At 69.6% G+C, this 16828-nt stretch carries 19 protein-coding genes; 5 read left to right on the top strand and 14 right to left on the bottom strand.

Translation table 11 applies throughout. The features are described from left to right. Window positions 1-57: 57 nt before the first annotated feature. Window positions 58-1524, bottom strand: coding sequence for an NUDIX domain-containing protein (locus FB561_RS20265; RefSeq protein ID WP_145808884.1), 1467 nt, complete (start codon window positions 1522-1524; stop codon window positions 58-60). 69 nt (window positions 1525-1593) lie between these two features. Then, window positions 1594-3267, bottom strand: coding sequence for a 2-isopropylmalate synthase (leuA, locus tag FB561_RS20260; RefSeq protein WP_202880889.1), 1674 nt, complete (start codon window positions 3265-3267; stop codon window positions 1594-1596). Window positions 3268-3560: 293 nt separating this feature from the next. Between leuA and FB561_RS20255 the strand changes: the two genes are divergently transcribed. Both FB561_RS20255 and FB561_RS20250 read left to right on the top strand, forming a co-directional pair. Next, window positions 3561-4001: a PPOX class F420-dependent oxidoreductase gene (locus tag FB561_RS20255; RefSeq protein WP_145808880.1), complete on the top strand. Its 441-nt coding sequence runs from the start codon at window positions 3561-3563 to the stop codon at window positions 3999-4001. Window positions 4002-4042: 41 nt separating this feature from the next. Beyond that, window positions 4043-5041 (top strand): GNAT family N-acetyltransferase, encoded by a 999-nt coding sequence (locus FB561_RS20250; protein ID WP_238334927.1) that lies wholly within the window; start codon window positions 4043-4045, stop codon window positions 5039-5041. A gap of 6 nt (window positions 5042-5047) precedes the next feature. Here FB561_RS20250 and FB561_RS20245 read toward each other — a convergent pair whose 3' ends face one another. Next, a complete protein-coding gene (locus FB561_RS20245) occupies window positions 5048-5428 on the bottom strand; it encodes a phage holin family protein (protein ID WP_145808876.1) in 381 nt (126 codons plus the stop codon). Window positions 5429-5534: 106 nt separating this feature from the next. Here FB561_RS20245 and FB561_RS20240 point away from each other — a divergent pair, with 106 nt between their 5' ends. Next, window positions 5535-6041 (top strand): hypothetical protein, encoded by a 507-nt coding sequence (locus FB561_RS20240; protein ID WP_145808875.1) that lies wholly within the window; start codon window positions 5535-5537, stop codon window positions 6039-6041. Window positions 6042-6065: 24 nt separating this feature from the next. Here FB561_RS20240 and FB561_RS20235 read toward each other — a convergent pair whose 3' ends face one another. From FB561_RS20235 to FB561_RS20195, 9 genes are all read right to left on the bottom strand, one after another. Continuing rightward, on the bottom strand, window positions 6066-6986 hold the full coding sequence (locus FB561_RS20235; RefSeq protein ID WP_145808873.1) for a phosphotransferase family protein: 921 nt from the start codon (window positions 6984-6986) through the stop codon (window positions 6066-6068). A 432-nt stretch (window positions 6987-7418) separates the two neighbouring features. After that, window positions 7419-7691 (bottom strand): hypothetical protein, encoded by a 273-nt coding sequence (locus FB561_RS20230; protein WP_202880681.1) that lies wholly within the window; start codon window positions 7689-7691, stop codon window positions 7419-7421. A 41-nt stretch (window positions 7692-7732) separates the two neighbouring features. Next, window positions 7733-8449 (bottom strand): GNAT family N-acetyltransferase, encoded by a 717-nt coding sequence (locus tag FB561_RS20225; protein ID WP_145808871.1) that lies wholly within the window; start codon window positions 8447-8449, stop codon window positions 7733-7735. Further along, on the bottom strand, window positions 8450-9379 hold the full coding sequence (era, locus tag FB561_RS20220) for a GTPase Era (RefSeq protein WP_145808869.1): 930 nt from the start codon (window positions 9377-9379) through the stop codon (window positions 8450-8452). Beyond that, the gene (locus FB561_RS20215) at window positions 9363-9698 is read right to left on the bottom strand and encodes a cytidine deaminase (protein ID WP_145808867.1); all 336 of its coding nucleotides are present in this window, start codon (window positions 9696-9698) and stop codon (window positions 9363-9365) included. The genes era and FB561_RS20215 overlap by 17 nt, the downstream gene beginning before the upstream one ends. A 16-nt stretch (window positions 9699-9714) precedes the next feature. Then, window positions 9715-11028, bottom strand: coding sequence for a hemolysin family protein (locus tag FB561_RS20210; protein ID WP_145808865.1), 1314 nt, complete (start codon window positions 11026-11028; stop codon window positions 9715-9717). A gap of 33 nt (window positions 11029-11061) precedes the next feature. After that, window positions 11062-11535 carry an rRNA maturation RNase YbeY gene (ybeY, locus tag FB561_RS20205; protein ID WP_145808863.1) on the bottom strand — a complete coding sequence of 158 codons (474 nt, stop codon included), beginning with the start codon at window positions 11533-11535 and terminating at the stop codon, window positions 11062-11064. After that, window positions 11532-12458 carry a PhoH family protein gene (locus tag FB561_RS20200; protein WP_238335182.1) on the bottom strand — a complete coding sequence of 309 codons (927 nt, stop codon included), beginning with the start codon at window positions 12456-12458 and terminating at the stop codon, window positions 11532-11534. The genes ybeY and FB561_RS20200 overlap by 4 nt, the downstream gene beginning before the upstream one ends. Before the next feature lie 197 nt (window positions 12459-12655). Continuing rightward, window positions 12656-13627, bottom strand: coding sequence for a hypothetical protein (locus FB561_RS20195; protein WP_145808860.1), 972 nt, complete (start codon window positions 13625-13627; stop codon window positions 12656-12658). A gap of 121 nt (window positions 13628-13748) precedes the next feature. Between FB561_RS20195 and FB561_RS20190 the strand changes: the two genes are divergently transcribed. Both FB561_RS20190 and FB561_RS20185 read left to right on the top strand, forming a co-directional pair. Beyond that, the gene (locus FB561_RS20190) at window positions 13749-14258 is read left to right on the top strand and encodes a SigE family RNA polymerase sigma factor (protein ID WP_238334926.1); all 510 of its coding nucleotides are present in this window, start codon (window positions 13749-13751) and stop codon (window positions 14256-14258) included. After that, window positions 14255-15376 (top strand): Gmad2 immunoglobulin-like domain-containing protein, encoded by a 1122-nt coding sequence (locus FB561_RS20185; protein WP_145808858.1) that lies wholly within the window; start codon window positions 14255-14257, stop codon window positions 15374-15376. The genes FB561_RS20190 and FB561_RS20185 overlap by 4 nt, the downstream gene beginning before the upstream one ends. On the opposite strand, the gene FB561_RS20180 is transcribed toward FB561_RS20185, so the two are convergent. Together FB561_RS20180 and FB561_RS20175 are read right to left on the bottom strand one after the other, a co-directional pair. Beyond that, on the bottom strand, window positions 15377-16024 hold the full coding sequence (locus tag FB561_RS20180; protein ID WP_145808856.1) for a class I SAM-dependent methyltransferase family protein: 648 nt from the start codon (window positions 16022-16024) through the stop codon (window positions 15377-15379). It abuts the gene before it with no gap. Window positions 16025-16101: 77 nt separating this feature from the next. Continuing rightward, entirely contained in the window at window positions 16102-16824 is a 723-nt protein-coding gene (locus FB561_RS20175) for a 16S rRNA (uracil(1498)-N(3))-methyltransferase (RefSeq protein WP_145808854.1), read from the bottom strand. Window positions 16825-16828: the final 4 nt, after the last annotated feature.

The raw sequence follows: 16828 nt of genomic DNA, 5'->3' as shown, positions 1-16828 counted from the left end.
AAGCTAAACCCGAACCCCAACTCAGGCAGCTCTTCTCACACCCTTCAACCACACCTCTCACAGACCCAGGAGATGTGGAGTTTCCGGTGGGCCTTCGGTGAGGAGGTGGTGGATGAGGGTGGGGAGGGCTCGTGGGGCGAAGGTTGCGGGGCCTTGGTGGGTGTGAAGTTCTTCTTGGGTCCACCAGCGGTGGCCGTGGACGTTTTCTTCGGCCAGTTCTTCGGCCGACATGGTGCCGGCTGCTTGGTGGCTGTCGACGCGGATCAGGAAGTAGTCGTTGATGACGCCGTCGTAGCCGGTGGCGTGGCCTTGGGCAACTACTTGCTGGTGCCAGAGGTGGGGTGGGTCGGCCGGGGGTTCGAGGCCGATCTCTTCGCGGAGTTCGCGGGTCAGGGCGTCGTGCAGGGATTCGCCTGGTTCCACGCCGCCGCCCGGGGTTGCCCACACCTCGTTGCCGTCGTCGAAACGGAAGTGCATCAGGAGCAGCCGGTTCTCCGCGTCCAGGACGACGCCGCGGGCTGCCGGCCGGAGGTTGGCGACGGTGAGCTCGAGTTCGCGGTTCTCCTCGACCGGGACGAAGCCGAACTGGTCGTTGATCCGGCGCATCGCCGCGATCGACTTGGCCGTCCACGTGTGCAGGCGGACCTGCGTACTGCGGTGCTTCGCCAGCTGGTCCAGGTTCGCCAGTTTGAGGTGTACGCCGAGTCGGTGGCCGCGGTGGTCGCGGAGTACCAGGGTGTCGGACTGCATCGCGTTGTCCGGGTCCGACGGCATCAGGTGGAGCTGCGTGTACCCAGCGGGCGTGCCGTCGAGCGTGTGCGCCATTGTCACCAGGGTGAGGTACGAGGCGGCCATCCGTTCCTCGTTGGTGCGCATCCGGTCCACGGTCCACGGGGCCGGGTTCCACGTCATCCCGCCGGTGGGGACGTCCTGGTCCATCGCGGTGTGCAGGTCCGCGTACTCCTGCAGGTGCTCCTCCGGACACGGCCCCGCCCACGACGTCAGGCGGTACCCGTCCAGCTCCCCCACCGACGACCGCAACCGTTCGAGCCGCGCCTCGTCGTACGGGAGCGGGACGACCAGGTGATCCTCCACATGCTCGACCGTGAACCCGAGACCGGCCGCGAAGACGGCACCCGGCCACGGCTCCGACGGCACACCCTGCTCGGTCTGGATCACCGTGCGACCGAGGGACCGGGCCCGTGCGGACGCCCAACGCCAGAGCACGGTACCGGCACCGCGTCGGCGGTCGGCCGGCGGAACGTCGATCTCCACCTCGACCGAGTCCAGGTTGTCGAGCAGCCGGTACTCGAACAGCATCGCGCCGACCAGCCGGTCCCCGTCGAACGCGCCGACCGGGATCCGCCGCTTGGCCTCACCCGGGTTGCGCAGGGAGTACGTGAGCGCCTCCCGGGTGACGAGCAGGGCGTCGGGCCGTTCGTACCCGGCTCCGGCCCGGAACGCGGCGTACCACCGGCCGAACAGGTCGTCGTCGAACGGGTCCACCTCGCGCGCTGTGATCACCTGCCGACCCAACCAAACCACTGGGCCGCCCGCCACCGAAATACGGTGCGGGCGGCCCGGTGGTCGGACTCAGCGGGTGGCGCGGTTGATCGCGGAGACGACCGCCTTCAGCGACGCGGTGAGAATGTTGGCGTCCTGGCCGACGCCCCAGTACACGTCGTCGCCGACCTCGCACTCGACGTACGCCGCGGCCAGCGCGTCACCGCCGGCCGAGAGCGCGTGCTCGTGGTAGTCCAGCACCCGGACGTCGTACTTCAGCGGCTTGATCGCGTCCACGAACGCCGACACCGGGCCGTTGCCCTCACCGGTCAGCTCGTGCGGGACGCCGTGCGAGTACACCTGGACCCGGAGCGCGTCGCCCTGGCCCTCGCCGGACGACGAGTTCACGGTCAGCAGCGACAGCTGGCCCGGCGCCAGGTACTCGGCCGCGAAGATGTCCCACATCTGCTGCGGGCCGACCTCGCCGCCCTCGGCATCGGTGTGCTGCTGGATCACCCGGCTGAACTCGATCTGCAGCCGGCGCGGCAGGTCGAGCCGGTGCTCCGACTTCATGATGTACGCGACGCCGCCCTTGCCGGACTGCGAGTTGACCCGGATGACCGCCTCGTACGACCGGCCGACGTCCTTCGGGTCGATCGGCAGGTACGGCGCCTCCCAGGTGACCTCGGAGACCGGCTTGCCCTCGGCCGCCGCCTGCTTGTCGAGCGCCTCCAGGCCCTTCTTGATCGCGTCCTGGTGCGAGCCGGAGAAGGCGGTGTAGACCAGGTCGCCCGCGTACGGCTGCCGCTCGGGGACCCGCATCTGGGTGCAGTACTCGACCGTGCGGCGGATCTCGTCGATGTCGGAGAAGTCGATCTGCGGGTCGACGCCCTGGCTGAACAGGTTCATCCCCAGCGTGACCAGGTCGACGTTGCCGGTCCGCTCGCCGTGGCCGAACAGGCAGCCCTCGACCCGGTCCGCGCCGGCCATCAGGGCCAGCTCGGTCGCCGCGACCGCGGTGCCGCGGTCGTTGTGCGGGTGCAGGCTGATCGTGCTGTACTCGCGCCGGGTGAGCTGGCGGCCGAACCACTCGATCTGGTCGGCGTAGACGTTCGGCGTGCTCATCTCGACCGTGGCCGGCAGGTTCAGGATGATCTCGCGGCCCTCGGCGGGCTGCCAGACGTCGCTGACCGCCTCGCAGACCTCGAGCGCGAACTCCAGCTCGGTCCCGGTGAAGATCTCCGGGCTGTACTGGTAGCCGAACTCGCAGTCGCCGAGAATCTCGTCGGCGTACTTCATCACCGTCTCGGTGCCGCGGACGGCGATGTTGCGGCACTCGTTGCGATCGACGTTGAAGACGACGCGGCGGAACAGCGGCGCGGTCGCGTTGTACAGGTGGATCGTCGCCTTCGGCGAGCCCTGCAGCGACTGCACGGTCCGCTCGATCAGCTCCTCCCGCGCCTGGGTCAGGACCGAGATGGTGACGTCGTCGGGAATGACGTCGTCTTCGATCAGGCCGCGGACGAAGTCGAAGTCGTACTGGCTGGCGCTCGGGAAACCGACCTCGATCTCCTTGTAGCCCATCTTCACCAGCAGGTCGAACATCCGCCGCTTGCGGGCCGGCGACATCGGCTCGACCAGGGCCTGGTTGCCGTCCCGGAGATCGGTGGACAGCCAGCGCGGGGTCCGGTCGACGGACTTGGCCGGCCAGGTGCGGTCGGGCAGGTCGATCGGCGGGAACGGCCGGTAGCGGTGGATGGGCATACCGGACGGCTGCTGGACGGGCTGGGGCTGATTCTGCGGCGACACGGGGGTTCTCCTCGGAGGGGGTGTACTGCGGGGTCGTGGACGACCGGCGTACGACAGAACTCCGCGGCGAGGAAACCGGCCTGCGTCAGGCCTCGCCGCGGCAGCGAAGGAGGAGAAGCTGGTGCCGCATGATGCCAGTGAGTCTATGCACAACCCGCTCCGGCCGTCGAACCGGGGGTCTCGGTCGCTGAGACACGGAGCGTGACGGTGTTGCGCTGAAGTGGACTTGAATTCCTAGGCTGGACGGTATGAGCGACTCCCTCGAAGACCGGCTCGGCGGTCACGGCCTCGGCGTCCTGGTCACCCTGAAGCGGGACGGCCGGCCGCAGCTGTCCAACGTCACCTACGTGTACGACCCGGACCAGCGGCGGATCCGGATCTCCCTCACCGCCGACCGCGCGAAGACCCGCAACCTGCGCCGCGATCCCCGCGCCAGCCTCTACGTGAACGGTCCCCAGGGCCGGTCGTACCTGGTCCTCGAAGGCAAGGCCGAGCTCAGCCCGGTCGCCGCGCACCCGCGGGACGAGGTGGTCGAGGCGCTGGTCGACTACTACCGGACGGCCTCCGGCGAGCACCCCGACTGGGACGAGTACCGCCGGGTGATGGTCGAGGACGGCCGGGTGATGTTCACGATGACGGTCGAGCACGCGTACGGGATGCCGGCGCCGGAAGTCACCGACCACGGATAAATCACTCGCGGTGAAGGTGCGCCGCGGTGGACGCTGGGTCGGTGGAGATCACCAGACTCGCCGCCGACGACGAGGTCGGCTGTGCGGACGCCGCGGCGCTGCTCGTCGCCACGAACAAGCTCGACTGCCCGGAGGCACTGATACCGACGGCCCGGTCGTTCGCGGCCCAGCTCCGGTACGGCTGGGACGGCGACCCCGGCCAGGCCTTCGCGGCCCGGGACGAGGACGGCACCCTGGTCGGGCTGATCCACGCCGAGATCCCGACCTTCGACAACACCGACCTGGTCTGGTTCGAGGTCGACGTGCACCCGGACCACCGCGGCCGCGGGATCGGGACCGCGCTGGTCCGCCACGGTGAGCAGCTGGCCCGGGACCTCGGCCGCACCTCGCTCGGCATGAGCCACTGGGACCTGCCGAAGGCCGCCGCGTTCGCCCGGCGGAACGGGTTCGAGGCGAAGGCGATCGAGGTGAACCGGCGCCAGGACCTCGGCGCGCTCGACTGGACCGTCGTGCGGGCCCTGTACGACGAGGCGGTGCGCGCGTCCACGGCGTACGAGCTGGTCCGGGTCGACGGGCGGCTGCCGGACGAGTTGCTCGACGGCATGGTCGCGGTGACCGAGTCGATCAACGACGCGCCCAAGGACGACCTCGACATCGAGGACGACGTGTACTCCCCGGAGCGGCTGCGCTCGTACGAGGAGGCCCAGTTCCAGCACGATCGCGGCTTGTACCGGGTGATCGCGCGGGAGAAGGCGACCGGTGTGCTGGCCGGCCACTCCACCATCACCGTCGAACGCGAGCGCCCGTGGATCGCCGAGCAGGCCGACACCGCGGTCGCCCGGGAGCACCGCGGTCACCGCCTCGGCGCCCTGGTGAAGACGGCCATGCTGCTCTGGATGCGCGAGGCCGAACCGGCGCTGACCCAGCTGGACACCTGGAACGCCGAGTCCAACGCGCACATGATCGGCATCAACGAACAGCTCGGCTACCGGATCGTGGCGCGCGCGATCGCGACCCAGAAGACGCTCCCGGCGACCTGAGGCCGCTCAGGTCTCCAGCTTGTCCGGGAGCAGCACGTTCGCCAGCCAGCTGACCACGGTGATGATCAACGCGCCGACCACGGCCGTCCAGAACCCGTCGACGTGGAAATCCAGGTCGAGCAGGTCGCTGATCCAGGAGGTCAGCAACAGCATCAACGCGTTGATGACGAAGATCAGCAACCCGAGCGTGAGCACGATGAACGGCAACGAGAGCAGCAGCGCCAACGGCTTCACGATCGCGTTGACGATCCCGAAGATCGCCGCCACGGCCAGCAACGTCAGCGCCCGCCGCGTATCGGTCGACCCACTGATGCTAATGCCGTCCAGCAACCAGGCCGCGACACCGAGCGCGACCGCGTTCACCAGAATCCGAACCAGGAACCTCATCTGCACCCTCCCCTGACCTCGGCCGGCCACCTCAGGAGCCGACCATGCCACGGTAAGCGCGGCCGGCCCCGGCCGGCGATCCTCGATGCCCCGCGGCCATGGAACCATGACGAAGGTGATCGACCTCAGCGATTCCGTCGCCATGCACACCGTGAAGTTCGGACGACCGGTGAAGGGCAGTGACCTCATCGACGCCGTGAGCGCCACGTGCGAGCACGAGTTCGAATTCGTCAAGCAGCACAGCTACAACGACGGCCATCGCTATGTCGTCGGCCGCAAGTCCGTGAACCAGGCAGAGAACCTGGTGGTCACGCCGACGAAGACTGACCCCTACATCTACCCGGACGAGTCCTACGACTCTGCCGTGGTGGTGAGCCACGGCCTAGGCGGATCGCGGTACGAGAAACACAGTCCCGAGGAGAAGATCGGCCAGGTGCTCAAGTTCGCCGACGGGCTCCAGCAACAGTTCCCGGCCGGACAACAGCAGGAGCAGGCCGAGCGGTCGCGCGATCCGTACGCCCCAGCGGCCGGCGCCGTCGCGAGCCAGCCGGCCGCGTCGAGCCCGGCCGCCTGGCGAGGCGTCGGATCAAAGACCGAGCCTCGCGGCTACTGAACCACCCAGGAACCGAGCCCGAAGCTAGAGCAGCGTCTCGAGGTCCGGGAGGCGGCTGAACAGGTCGGGGAGGCCGCGGAGGCCGTTCTGTACGGATTCGTGGGACAGCGCCAGGTCTGGGCCGGTGCTTGCCTCGACGTCTGCGAGGCAGCGGAGGATGTTCCATCTCGTGTGGCCCAGCCAGCCGCCAATCAGGTAGACGAACCAGCTCGGACCCGGTGGCGGCAGTACTCCACCTCCTGCGACGTAGCCGTCGAGCACCGCGCGGAAGATCGTTGGCTCGATGCTGTCGAAGCCAGGACCTTTCGCGAGGCTCAGTGCGGTCGAGCCGAGTTCGCCGGCCAGGTCGAGCAGGCCCGAGAGCTCCCAGTCGAGTACCACCGGCCGGCCGTCGCGGGCGAGCAGGTTCCACGGCTGGATGTCTTTGTGGGTCAGGACGACGGGGCCTGGACGCTCGCAGGTGTCGACGAAGTGGGCGATCGCGAGGAACGTCTCCGTCTGGGAGGCGAGGTCGCCGGCCCACGGCTGTCCGGTCGCTGCCGCCCGTGCGGCGAGCTCGGGCCAGTCCCGTGCCGTCGGCTCCTCGATCGCGCCGTGGGTCCACTCGACGTCGAGTGCGTGGATGCGCGCGAGGATCTCACCGATCTCGACCGCGAACGCCGCCGACACCGGTGCCTCGGGCACCTTCTCCCCCTCGACCCACCGATGGACGAGCGTCTGGTGGTCGGCCGAGATCGGCTCCGGCATCGGGATCCCCGCGGCGAAGGCCGCCCGCTCGAACCTGAACACATCCTCGACGTGATAGATGAGGCGGCGGTCGGCGAGGTTCAGCTCCTTCACCGCGAACGACCCCCGATCGGTGTCGAGCCGATACATCCGATTCGCGAACCCACCATGAACGCGAACCATCGACCCCACCGGCACCCCGAACTGCGAAAGATCCACCCCACGCAATCTAGAGCGCCCCACCCATCGATGCACTGGAATAAACGGGATCGCTGGGGGGTCCTGCAGGCACTACGCTCGGCGGGGACAGCGAGATCGTAGGGGCGACTGGTGACACCTGAGGAAGGCTCGGACCAGCCAGAGGGCCGCCTCGGTCTTGCCCCTGATCGTGGCGACACACTGATTGGGTTGGCGACAGTCGCTGCGCTTCTCGTAGTCATGGCGATTGCGGTCGATGTGCAGGTCGCGGTCATCCTTCTGGGAATCCTTGCCGGGACGTACGTCGTGCTCGCGTTGGTCCTCTCGCTCGTGCACCGAGACCTCAGGCGTGGATTCGGGAACGCTGTGCGATGGACTGTCGGCGTTCTGGGGCGTTGGTTCACCTTCTGGTAGTCGCTGGTGAGGGTCCAAGCCCTGCGGGTCTCGCCCCCGTCAGAGGCTGAACAGTCCGGTCACTCGCTTGGTCAGTTCGTCCTCGGTGGTGCCGACCTCGACCGGTACTCCCTGCAGGCCGAGACGCGCGGTCGTGCTTGTCAGGCGGTCGGTGAGCAGCGGCTCCACCAGCTCCGGCAACAACCGGAAGCCTTCGACCACGGTCGGCACCGCTGGAAGGCGGAGCAGATCGTCGACGATCAGGCCGAAGCCCTCCCCCGTACTCGGCGGACAGGCGGCGGGCGATGGTGGACTTGCCCGCGCCGGTGCCACCGTCCAGCCAGTGGACGTTGGCCCGCTGCTCGCAGGCAGGATCACAGCGCCTGGATGATGGTGACCTTCATGCGGTTGGTGATGATGAAGCCCAGGGATTCGTAGAGGCGGATGGCTCGCGTGTTGGTGCCGCCGGTGTGGAGGAAGGCTTGGTCGCCGCGGTCCTCTGCACCCGCTACTACTGCGCGGATCAGGCGGGTGGCGAGGCCTTGGCCGCGGTGGTCGGGGTGGGTGCAGACCGCGCTGAGCTCGACGTGGCCGGGTGGGTGGAAGCGCTCGCCGGCCATCGCGATCAGCTCGCCGTCCCGGCGGAGGCCGAGGTAGGTGCCGAGAGCAACGGTACGGGTGCGGAACGGGCCCGGGTCGGTCAGCGCGACCAGGGCCAGCATGTCCGGGACGTCGTCCGGGCCGAGGCGTACCAGCTCGGTGTCGGCGAGCCCGAACGACGGCGGCGCCGCGAACTGGACCAGGTCGAACTGCCGATCGAGCTTGAACCACTCGGACGGGATCGGCAGGTCCGGGCGCATCAGGGCCGCGGTATGACCTGACCCGACCAGCTCGGCCGCGTCGGCCCAGTCCTGGTCGGTCGGGTCCGTCGGCAGGCCGAGGAACGGCGCGACGTCGGACGGGTACCTGCGCGCGTTCCCCCGGATCTCGGCGAACTCGGCGTGCGGCCCGGTCAGCGCGGCGTATGCCGGGTTGGTGAGCACGGCCGCCGACGAGTCACCAGGGGCAACCGGGTCGAGCGTGGTGCTCACTCAGAAGCCCAGTTTGCGCAGGTGCTTGGCGTCGGTCTGCCAGTTCTTGGCGATCTTGACGTGCAGGTCGAGGTATACCGGGGTCCCGAGCAGCGCCTCGATCTGGCGGCGGGCGTTCGCGCCGACCTCGCGCAGCCGGGTGCCCTTGTGCCCGATCACGATGCCCTTCTGGCTGTCCCGCTCGAGGAAGATGTTCGCGTAGATGTCGAGCAGCGGCTTGTCCTCCGGCCGGCCCTCGCGCAGCCCCATCTCGTCGATGGTGACCGCGATCGAGTGCGGCAGCTCGTCCCGGACACCCTCCAGCGCGGCCTCCCGGATCAGCTCGCCGACCAGGATCTCCTCCGGCTCGTCGGTGACGTCGCCGTCCGGGTACAGCGGCATGCCCTCGGGCAGCAGCCTCACCAGCTCGTCGGCGACGACGTCGACCTGGAAGCCGTCGACCGCGGACACCGGCACCACCGAGGCCCACTCGATCCCGACCGACTCGCCGAGCGCGGCGATCTCGGTCAGGTGCTCGGCCATCCGGTCCGGGCTGACCAGGTCGGACTTGGTGGCCAGCGCGACCTTCGGGGTCTTCGCGACCTTCGCCGCCTCACCGACCAGGAACCGGTCGCCGGGACCGATCTTGTCGCTGGCCGGCAGGCAGATCGCGATCACGTCGACCTCGGCCCAGGTGGTCTTGACCAGGTCGTTGAGCCGCTCACCGAGCAGGGTGCGCGGCTTGTGCAGGCCGGGGGTGTCGACCAGGACGAGCTGCGCGTCCGGCCGGTGCACGATGCCGCGGACGGCGTGCCGGGTGGTCTGCGGCTTCGACGAGGTGATCACGATCTTCTGCCCGACCAGGGCGTTCGTGAGCGTGGACTTGCCCGCGTTCGGCCGGCCGACGAAACAGGCGAAGCCGGACCGGAACTCCTCAGGTGTGGACAACATCACGAACCTCTCCGTTGCCATCAGCAACGACTACCGGCAGCGCGGCGCCACCGAAGTACCGGACCACCTCGACGTCGACCTCGCCGCCGTCGGTGACCACGGCCGCGGCCTCCAGGCCCTTCACGCCGGACGACACCGCCATCGCCGTCGCCAGCTGCAGGGCCGACAACAGCACGGTGTCGAGCTGGACGGTGCAGGCGGCGTACGTGCGCCCGTCGGAGTCACGGACGGCGGCGCCCTCGGCAGCTCGGGTCCGGGCCCGGGCGGCACGGGCGAGCGTGACCAGTTTGGTGTCCTCGGCCGAGAGATCAGCGGTCAAGTCGGGGCTCCAAGGTTCAGGCGGTCTGGTGACTGGGGTCCTGCGGCTGCTCGGCGACCTCGTCGGTACGCCGGACCAGAACAGTACCGACCTGGTTGCGCCGGCCGGACGGGCGCTCCGCGGTGAGCGACAGTCCGAGGTCCGGGATCTCCACCTCGGCACCGGGGATCGGCACCTTGCCGAGCAGCTTGGCCATCAGCCCGCCGACGGTGTCCACGTCGTCGTCGTCCAACGGCAGCCCGAACAGCTCACCCAGCTCGTCGACCGGGTACCGGCTGGAGACCCGGAACGCGCCGTCGGCCAACGCCTGCACGGCTTCCGGGGCCTCGTCGTACTCGTCGGTGATCTCGCCGACGATCTCCTCGAGGATGTCCTCGATGGTGACCAGGCCGGCCGTTCCGCCGTACTCGTCGACGACGATCGCGACGTGCATCCGCGCCGCCTGCATCTCGCGGAGCAGCTGGTCGGCGGGCTTGGAGTCCGGGATGTACATGCACGGCCGCATCACCGACTCGACCCGCTCGGTCGACTCGGACTGGGCGTTGTCGTACACCCGGCGCATCACGTCCTTGAGGTAGACGACGCCGACGATGTCGTCCAGCGACTCCCCGATCACCGGGATCCGGGAGTACCCGGACCGGAGCGCGAGCGAGGTGAGCTGGCGCAGCTTCTTGTGCCGCTCGATGTAGACCATGTCGGTCCGCGGCACCATCACCTCGCGGGCGATGGTGTCACCGAGCTCGAACACCGAGTGGATCATCTGCCGCTCGCCGGACTCGATCACCGCGGACTTCTCCGCGTAGTCGACCAGCGCGCGCAGCTCGGACTCGGTCGCGAACGGGCCCTCGGCGTACCCCTTGCCCGGGGTGAGCGCGTTGCCGAGCAGGATCAGCAGCTTCGGGATCGGGCCGAGCACGCTCGTCAGCGCCATCACCGGACCGGCCGAGAGCATCGCGAACCGGTCCGAGTGCTGCCGGCCGAGGGTCCGCGGGGCGACGCCGATGATGACGTACGAGACCACCACCATCAGCACGGCGGTGATCAGGATGTGCTCCCAGGTCACCGCGAACACGTTCGACAGGGCCTGGGTGACGAGCACGATCGCGGTGATCTCGCAGATCAGCCGGACCAGCAGCAGGGTGTTGAGGTACCGCGGCGCGTCGGCGAGCAACTCGGCCAGCTTGGCGGCCCGGGTGTTGCCCTGCTCGACCTGCTCGTCCGCCCGCACCTTCGAGTACGACGAGAGCGCGGCCTCGGCGCCGGCGAACACACCGGCCAGCACCACGAGCACCGCGGCCACAACCAGCAGAACGCCGTCGTGGTAACTCACTGGAACTTCACTCCTGTCCGCGCAACGGGACCATCAGACGCCCTCCAACCGGTTCCCCGGTGCCCGCCATGCTTCCAGCAGCCGGCCCTGGACGTCCCACATCTCCGCCTTCTCGGCGGGTTCGGCGTGGTCGTAGCCGAGCAGGTGCAGGATGCCGTGCACCGTCAGCAGCTCCAGCTCCGCCCACGTCCCGTGCCCCGCCTTGGCGCCCTGCGCGGCGGCGACGGTCGGGCAGAGCGCGATGTCACCGAGGTGACCGAGCGGCGGCTCGGCGTCGTCCTCCGCACCGGGCCGCAGCTCGTCCATCGGCCACGACATCACGTCGGTCGGACCGGGCAGGTCCAGGAACTCGACGTGGTAGCGCGCCATCGTGTCCTCGTCGACCAGCTTGATCGACAGCTCGCACTCCGGGTGCAGCCGCAGCGACGACATCACGAACCGGCTGAGCCGCATCAGTCCGTGCGCGTCGATCTCGACCCCGGACTCGTTGTTGACCTCGACGTTCATCTGATTGGTTCAGCGCTGCCTTCGTAGTTCTCGTACGCCGACACGATCCGGCCGACCAGTTTGTGCCGGACCACGTCGTGCGAGGTGAGCCGGCAGAACGCCAGGTCCTGCACGCCTTCGAGGATCCCCTGCACGACCCGCAGGCCGGAGTTGGTCCCGGTCGGCAGGTCGACCTGGGTGACGTCACCGGTGACGACCATCTTGGACCCGAACCCGAGCCGGGTGAGGAACATCTTCATCTGCTCCGGCGAGGTGTTCTGCGCCTCGTCCAGGATGATGTAGGCGTCGTTCAGGGTCCGGCCGCGCATGTACGCCAGCGGGGCGATCTCGATCGTGCCGGCCGTCATCAGCCGCGGGATCGACTCCGGGTCCAGCATGTCGTGCAACGCGTCGTACAGCGGGCGCAGGTACGGGTCGATCTTCTCCGACAGCGTGCCGGGCAGGAACCCGAGCCGCTCGCCGGCCTCGACCGCGGGCCGGGTCAGGATGATCCGGTTGACCTCCTTGGCCTGCAGCGCCTGCACGGCCTTGGCCACGGCCAGGTACGTCTTGCCGGTACCGGCCGGGCCGATGCCGAACACGATCGTGTTCTTGTCGATCGCGTCGACGTAGCGCTTCTGGTTCAGCGTCTTCGGCCGGATCGTGCGGCCGCGGCTGGACAGGATGTTCTGGGTCAGCACGTCGCGCGGGCTCTCGGCCGTGGCGGCCTTGATCATCGCGATGCTGCGCTCGACCGAGTCGGCGGTCAGCTCGTGACCGGTCCGGACCACCGCGATCAGCTCGTCCACCAGCCGCTCGGCCAGGGCCAGCTCGGCCGGCTCACCGGTCAGGGTGATCTCGTTGCCACGGACCAGGATGTCGGCGGCGAACTCCTTCTCGACGATCCGGAGGAATTCGTCCCGGGCGCCGAGCAGTGCCACCATGTCGATGCTGTTCGGCACGACGATCTTGTGGGACGCCCGGTTCAGAGCGCCGTCCGCACTGCGGTCGGCGCGCGCCGCGTCGGGATGCGACGGCTCGATACTGCGTGGCCTGGACAGCCTTTCCTCCTGATGACAGGTGAGCTTGACTGAACCATGCTAGCCGCCCACTCCGACAGCCTCACCCGATAAACCGCCGCTCACCCCCGGCCCGCCCCCTGACCTGGGGTTTTGCCGCGAAGGCCGGCCGCCCGGCCGCCCGTGTCCCGGTGGTCTCCCGGCCGGGCAGCGGCCGCTCCGCCGGTCCGGGCCGGACCGGACGTGGCCGCGCCGAGGTACCGCGCCGCCTGGTCGGGACCGACCGCGGGCTGGAGGACACCGTGTTCCAGGGCGAGCCGGCGATTGCGTTCCTGCTCCCATTCGCGGCTCGGGTGCAGGTTGACCGTCACGCCGTTCGGCGACGCCCGGGTCATCGGCTCCAGGGTCTGGGCGATCAGCAGCTCCGCCTGACCGGGATCCTGCCGGCCCAGCTCGTACGCCCGCAGCATCCGGTACGTGGCTTCGACGGCTGCCTGGGTGGATCCGGACGCGGCCGGCGGTTCGTCGAACTCGTCGGAGTGCGTGTTCAGCCCGTCCTCGAAGCCGACCATGTGTGAGGGGGTGAAGATGTGCAGTGACTCGACCGGGGCGGTCGGGTCTCCCAGGTACACCGCCTCCGCCCGCCAGGCGTGGGCACCGCTGTAGCTGTCCTGCAACGCGTGCGCCGCAGCGCCGAGTCCGCGCATCTCCCCCGGCAGGTCGGTCGCGGTCCCCGCCGCTCGTAACTGCTCGTGCAGGTACTCCGTGTTGTTGGCGAGGTTGTCCTCGCCGCGCAGGTACGGGTCAGCCATGAAGTGCTCCCGCTGCACTCCCGGGTTCGCGTACGCCGAGTGCGTGGTCGGGCCGAGGACGGACAGCTGGCTCCGGCCGGTGTTGCGGAAGTTCTCGATCCGGTTCACGCCGAGCAGCCGGTCCTGGTGCGCCTGGGCCCGGTCGAGGGCGTCGGCGTACTCCGCCCGGGTGATCCCGCGCAGCCGGTCGTCCGGCCCGGCCAACCGGCGGAACAGCCGATGGACGGCCGCGTACGTGAGCTCGCGGTGCCCGGACCAGGACTGGTCCCCGTGCTGTTTCACCTCGGCCTCCTGGTCGCGTGCGTCACATTCTGCCGGGAATCAGGCGCATGGTTGTCAACCTGGGACGCGACTTTGGCGTCCCTGTCACGTGGCGCTGCTCGAGGTGGTGTACGAAAAGGGCGTGGCTCAGGAGTCCTCGTGGGATGCCGACGAGGCGCTGACGGCTGTCTACACGGCGCACTACACGTCGTTGGTCCGCCTCGGCGCCCTGCTGTTGCGTGACACCGGGTCGGCGGAGGAGATCGTGCAGGACGCCTTCGTCGCCATGCACGCCCGCTGGCACCGGCTGCGCGATCCGCACAAGGCGCTGGCGTACCTGCGGACCGCGGTGGTGAACCGCTGCCGGTCCCGGCAGCGGCACCTGGTCGTGGTGGACAAGCACACCCCGCGGACGTTGCCGGACGAGCCGAGCGCCGAGCACGCCGCACTGCGGACCGTCGAGACCGACCGGGTGATCGACGCGATGCGCACCCTGCCGGAGAAACAACGCACCGTGATGGTGCTGCGGTACTACGGTGACCTCTCGGAGGCGGAGATCGCCGACGCGATGGGAATCAGCCGCGGATCCGTGAAGAGCCATGCCGCGCGGGCGACCAAGTCGCTGCGCCAGGTCCTGGAGCAGAGCCGATGAACGACCACCCGAACGACCCGTTCGACGAACTGATGCGGCGGTCCCTGCACGCGGAGGCCGACCGGATCGAGCCGGCTGACGGCCTGCACGAGATCCAGGCCCGCGTCCGCGACCAGCGCAAGCCGGCCGGCCGGAAGCCGTGGATGCTCACCGCCGGCGCCGCGATCGTCGGGACCGCGGCCGCGATCGGCGCGTTCACCGTGCTCGACGACAGCAACCAGGCCGGGAACGACACCGAGGTGGCCGGTCCCGGTAGCCCGTCGTCGAGCGTCAGCGCGTCCGCCTCGACCGACCACCAGCCGACCACGGCGCCGACCCCGAGCCCCGCCGCGACCCGGAAGCCGGGCACGAGTCCCACCGAGCCGAAGGTCGAGCCGACCGAGCGGGGCCGGCTCGAGCCGGTCACCAGCCGCGCGGTCCCGGTGTACTGGCTGGGCAAGGCCGTGGGGATCGAGGCCGGGCCGAGTGTGCGGCTGTACCGGACCTGGTCGCGGATCAAGGGCCGGCCGGCGTACGAGGCGCTGCAGCTGATGACGTCGGGCAAGACGAACGACCCCGACTACACGTCCCCGTGGACCGGTGCGAAGGTCAGCTCGGTCACGCTCACCAAGGACGGGATCACGGTCGACTTCAAGCAGCTGCCGCGGGAGACCCTCGACCCCGAGGACGCCCACATCGCGACCCAGCAGCTCGTCTACACCGTGCAGGGCGCGACGGACGTGACCGCGCCGGTCAAGGTCACCGAGCGCGGTCAGCCGACCGATCAGCTGTTCGGTGTGGCCGCGCGGCAGCCGATGAGCCGGGCCCAGGCCCAGGACGTCCAGGCGTACATCTGGATCGACTCCCCCGAGAACAACGTGGTGGTCGACTCACCGGTCAAGGTGACCGGGATCGCCGCTGTGAACGAGGCGCAGCTCAACTGGCGGGTGATCTCCGAGCAGACCCAGAAGGTCGTCGACGAGGGTCCCGCTCGGACGAGGGAGGCCTTCAAGCTGACGCCGTACGCGTTCGTGGTGCGGCCGCTGCCGGCCGGGAAGTACGCGCTCGAGGTGTTCGAGATCTCGGCCGCGGACGGTCGGCAGACCTCGACCGACTCGAAGACCTTCGTCGTCAAGTAGTCAGCGGACGAAGGTGAACAACTGCTCGTCCGCGGGCAGCGGGCGGGGATCGGCGGCGAAGCGGTGGCCGCCGACTGCCCAGCCGGTATCCGGGTCGCCGTCAGGCGCGGCCTCGAAGGAAAGCTCGTCGAAACCGGCTTCGGCGAACCACTGCCGGATGGCCGGCCGGATGTCGGGGTCGAACCGGCCGCACGTCCACACCACGGTGGCACCGGGCGAACAGAGCGCGGGCAGCGCGGTGATCGTGCGCCGGACGTCCTCAGGGCTGATGTTGCCGAACACGCCGCAGAACAGGACGAGGTCGGCGGGGACCGCGTCGCCGTAGTTGGCCGTGTTCCCGGCGTCGGCCTCGACCACGTCGACCGAGGTCAGCCCGTTCACGGCCGCGGCGGCCCGGGCGATCGCGACGTTGCGGTGGTCCAGCTCGACCAGCCGGGCCGTGACGCGACCCCGGGCAGGATGGGTGGCGAGCACCTCGAGGAGATCGCGGCCCTGACCGGCGCAGGCGCTGACCGCGCGGATCGGTCCGTCCGGCCGCGCGTCCAGGTGAGCCCGGATCACTGCCTGGACGGCGTGCAGTCGCTGACTCAACGGCGAGGTGTCGTCGTCGTACGGCGTGTGCCATTCCAGCCAGTCCGTCGAGCTCATGCGGCGTCCTCCAGGGTCGGTCCAGCGGATGGGGCCCAGCGGTCGAACAGGTCCAGCGATCAGGTGGCCTCGGCCGGTCAGGTCCAGCGGGTACGGGCGAGCAGGACCGAGGCGGCGGCGACTCCTGCTGTCGATGTTCGCAGCACGGTGTCGCCGAGCAGGACCGGGGGCGCTCCGAACGTCTCCAGCTCGGCCGGGGTGAGCCCGCCCTCCGGGCCGACGACGATCACGATGTCACCCGGCGGCAGGGGGTCCAGGGCGGCGAGCCGGAGGTCGGCCTCCTCGTGCAGGACGACAGCGAGACCGGCCTTCGCGACGAGGGCGGCCACTTCGGCTGTCGACGCCACCGGCGCCACGTCGCAGAACCACGTCCGCCGGGCCTGTTTGCTCGCCTCGAACGCCCAGGCCTTCCACTTCGCGTGCGTCTTGGCGACCCGCTCGGGATTCGTCCGGAACTGGCTGCGGTCCGCGTTCCACGGCACGATCTCGTCCACGCCGACCTCGGTGAGCATCTCCACCGCGAGCTCGGCCCGCTCGCCCTTGGGCAACGCCTGGACCACGACGATCCGCGGCCCGGGCCGCGGTACCGCGCCGCGCTCCTCGACCGTGACGACCAGCCCGCCCTTGGAGGCGGACGTGACCGTCCCGTCGGCGTACGCGCCCTGTCCGTCGGTCAGGCGGACCCGCTCGCCCGGTCCGATCCGGCGGACGACGGCCGCGTGCCGGCCCTCGGCGCCGGTGAGGGCGAGATCCGGGGTGTCGGTGGACACCTCGGCGTGGTGGAAGACGGGGATACCCATCGGC

Source organism: Kribbella amoyensis (assembly GCF_007828865.1).
GTDB classification, from domain to species: Bacteria; Actinomycetota; Actinomycetes; order Propionibacteriales; family Kribbellaceae; genus Kribbella; species Kribbella amoyensis.
This window is presented reverse-complemented; position numbering and strand designations above follow the sequence as displayed.

What these genes read in the sequence shown, in the direction of transcription:
- leuA (WP_202880889.1), bottom strand. Translation starts at nt 3,267, where the DNA reads ATGCCCATCCACCGCTACCGGCCGTTCCCGCCGATCGACCTGCCCGAC.
- FB561_RS20255 (WP_145808880.1), top strand. Translation starts at nt 3,561, where the DNA reads ATGAGCGACTCCCTCGAAGACCGGCTCGGCGGTCACGGCCTCGGCGTC.
- FB561_RS20245 (WP_145808876.1), bottom strand. Translation starts at nt 5,428, where the DNA reads ATGAGGTTCCTGGTTCGGATTCTGGTGAACGCGGTCGCGCTCGGTGTC.
- FB561_RS20240 (WP_145808875.1), top strand. Translation starts at nt 5,535, where the DNA reads ATGACGAAGGTGATCGACCTCAGCGATTCCGTCGCCATGCACACCGTG.
- era (WP_145808869.1), bottom strand. Translation starts at nt 9,379, where the DNA reads ATGTTGTCCACACCTGAGGAGTTCCGGTCCGGCTTCGCCTGTTTCGTC.
- ybeY (WP_145808863.1), bottom strand. Translation starts at nt 11,535, where the DNA reads ATGAACGTCGAGGTCAACAACGAGTCCGGGGTCGAGATCGACGCGCAC.
- FB561_RS20200 (WP_238335182.1), bottom strand. Translation starts at nt 12,458, where the DNA reads ATGGTGGCACTGCTCGGCGCCCGGGACGAATTCCTCCGGATCGTCGAG.
- FB561_RS20185 (WP_145808858.1), top strand. Translation starts at nt 14,255, where the DNA reads ATGAACGACCACCCGAACGACCCGTTCGACGAACTGATGCGGCGGTCC.
- FB561_RS20180 (WP_145808856.1), bottom strand. Translation starts at nt 16,024, where the DNA reads ATGAGCTCGACGGACTGGCTGGAATGGCACACGCCGTACGACGACGAC.
- FB561_RS20175 (WP_145808854.1), bottom strand. Translation starts at nt 16,824, where the DNA reads ATGGGTATCCCCGTCTTCCACCACGCCGAGGTGTCCACCGACACCCCG.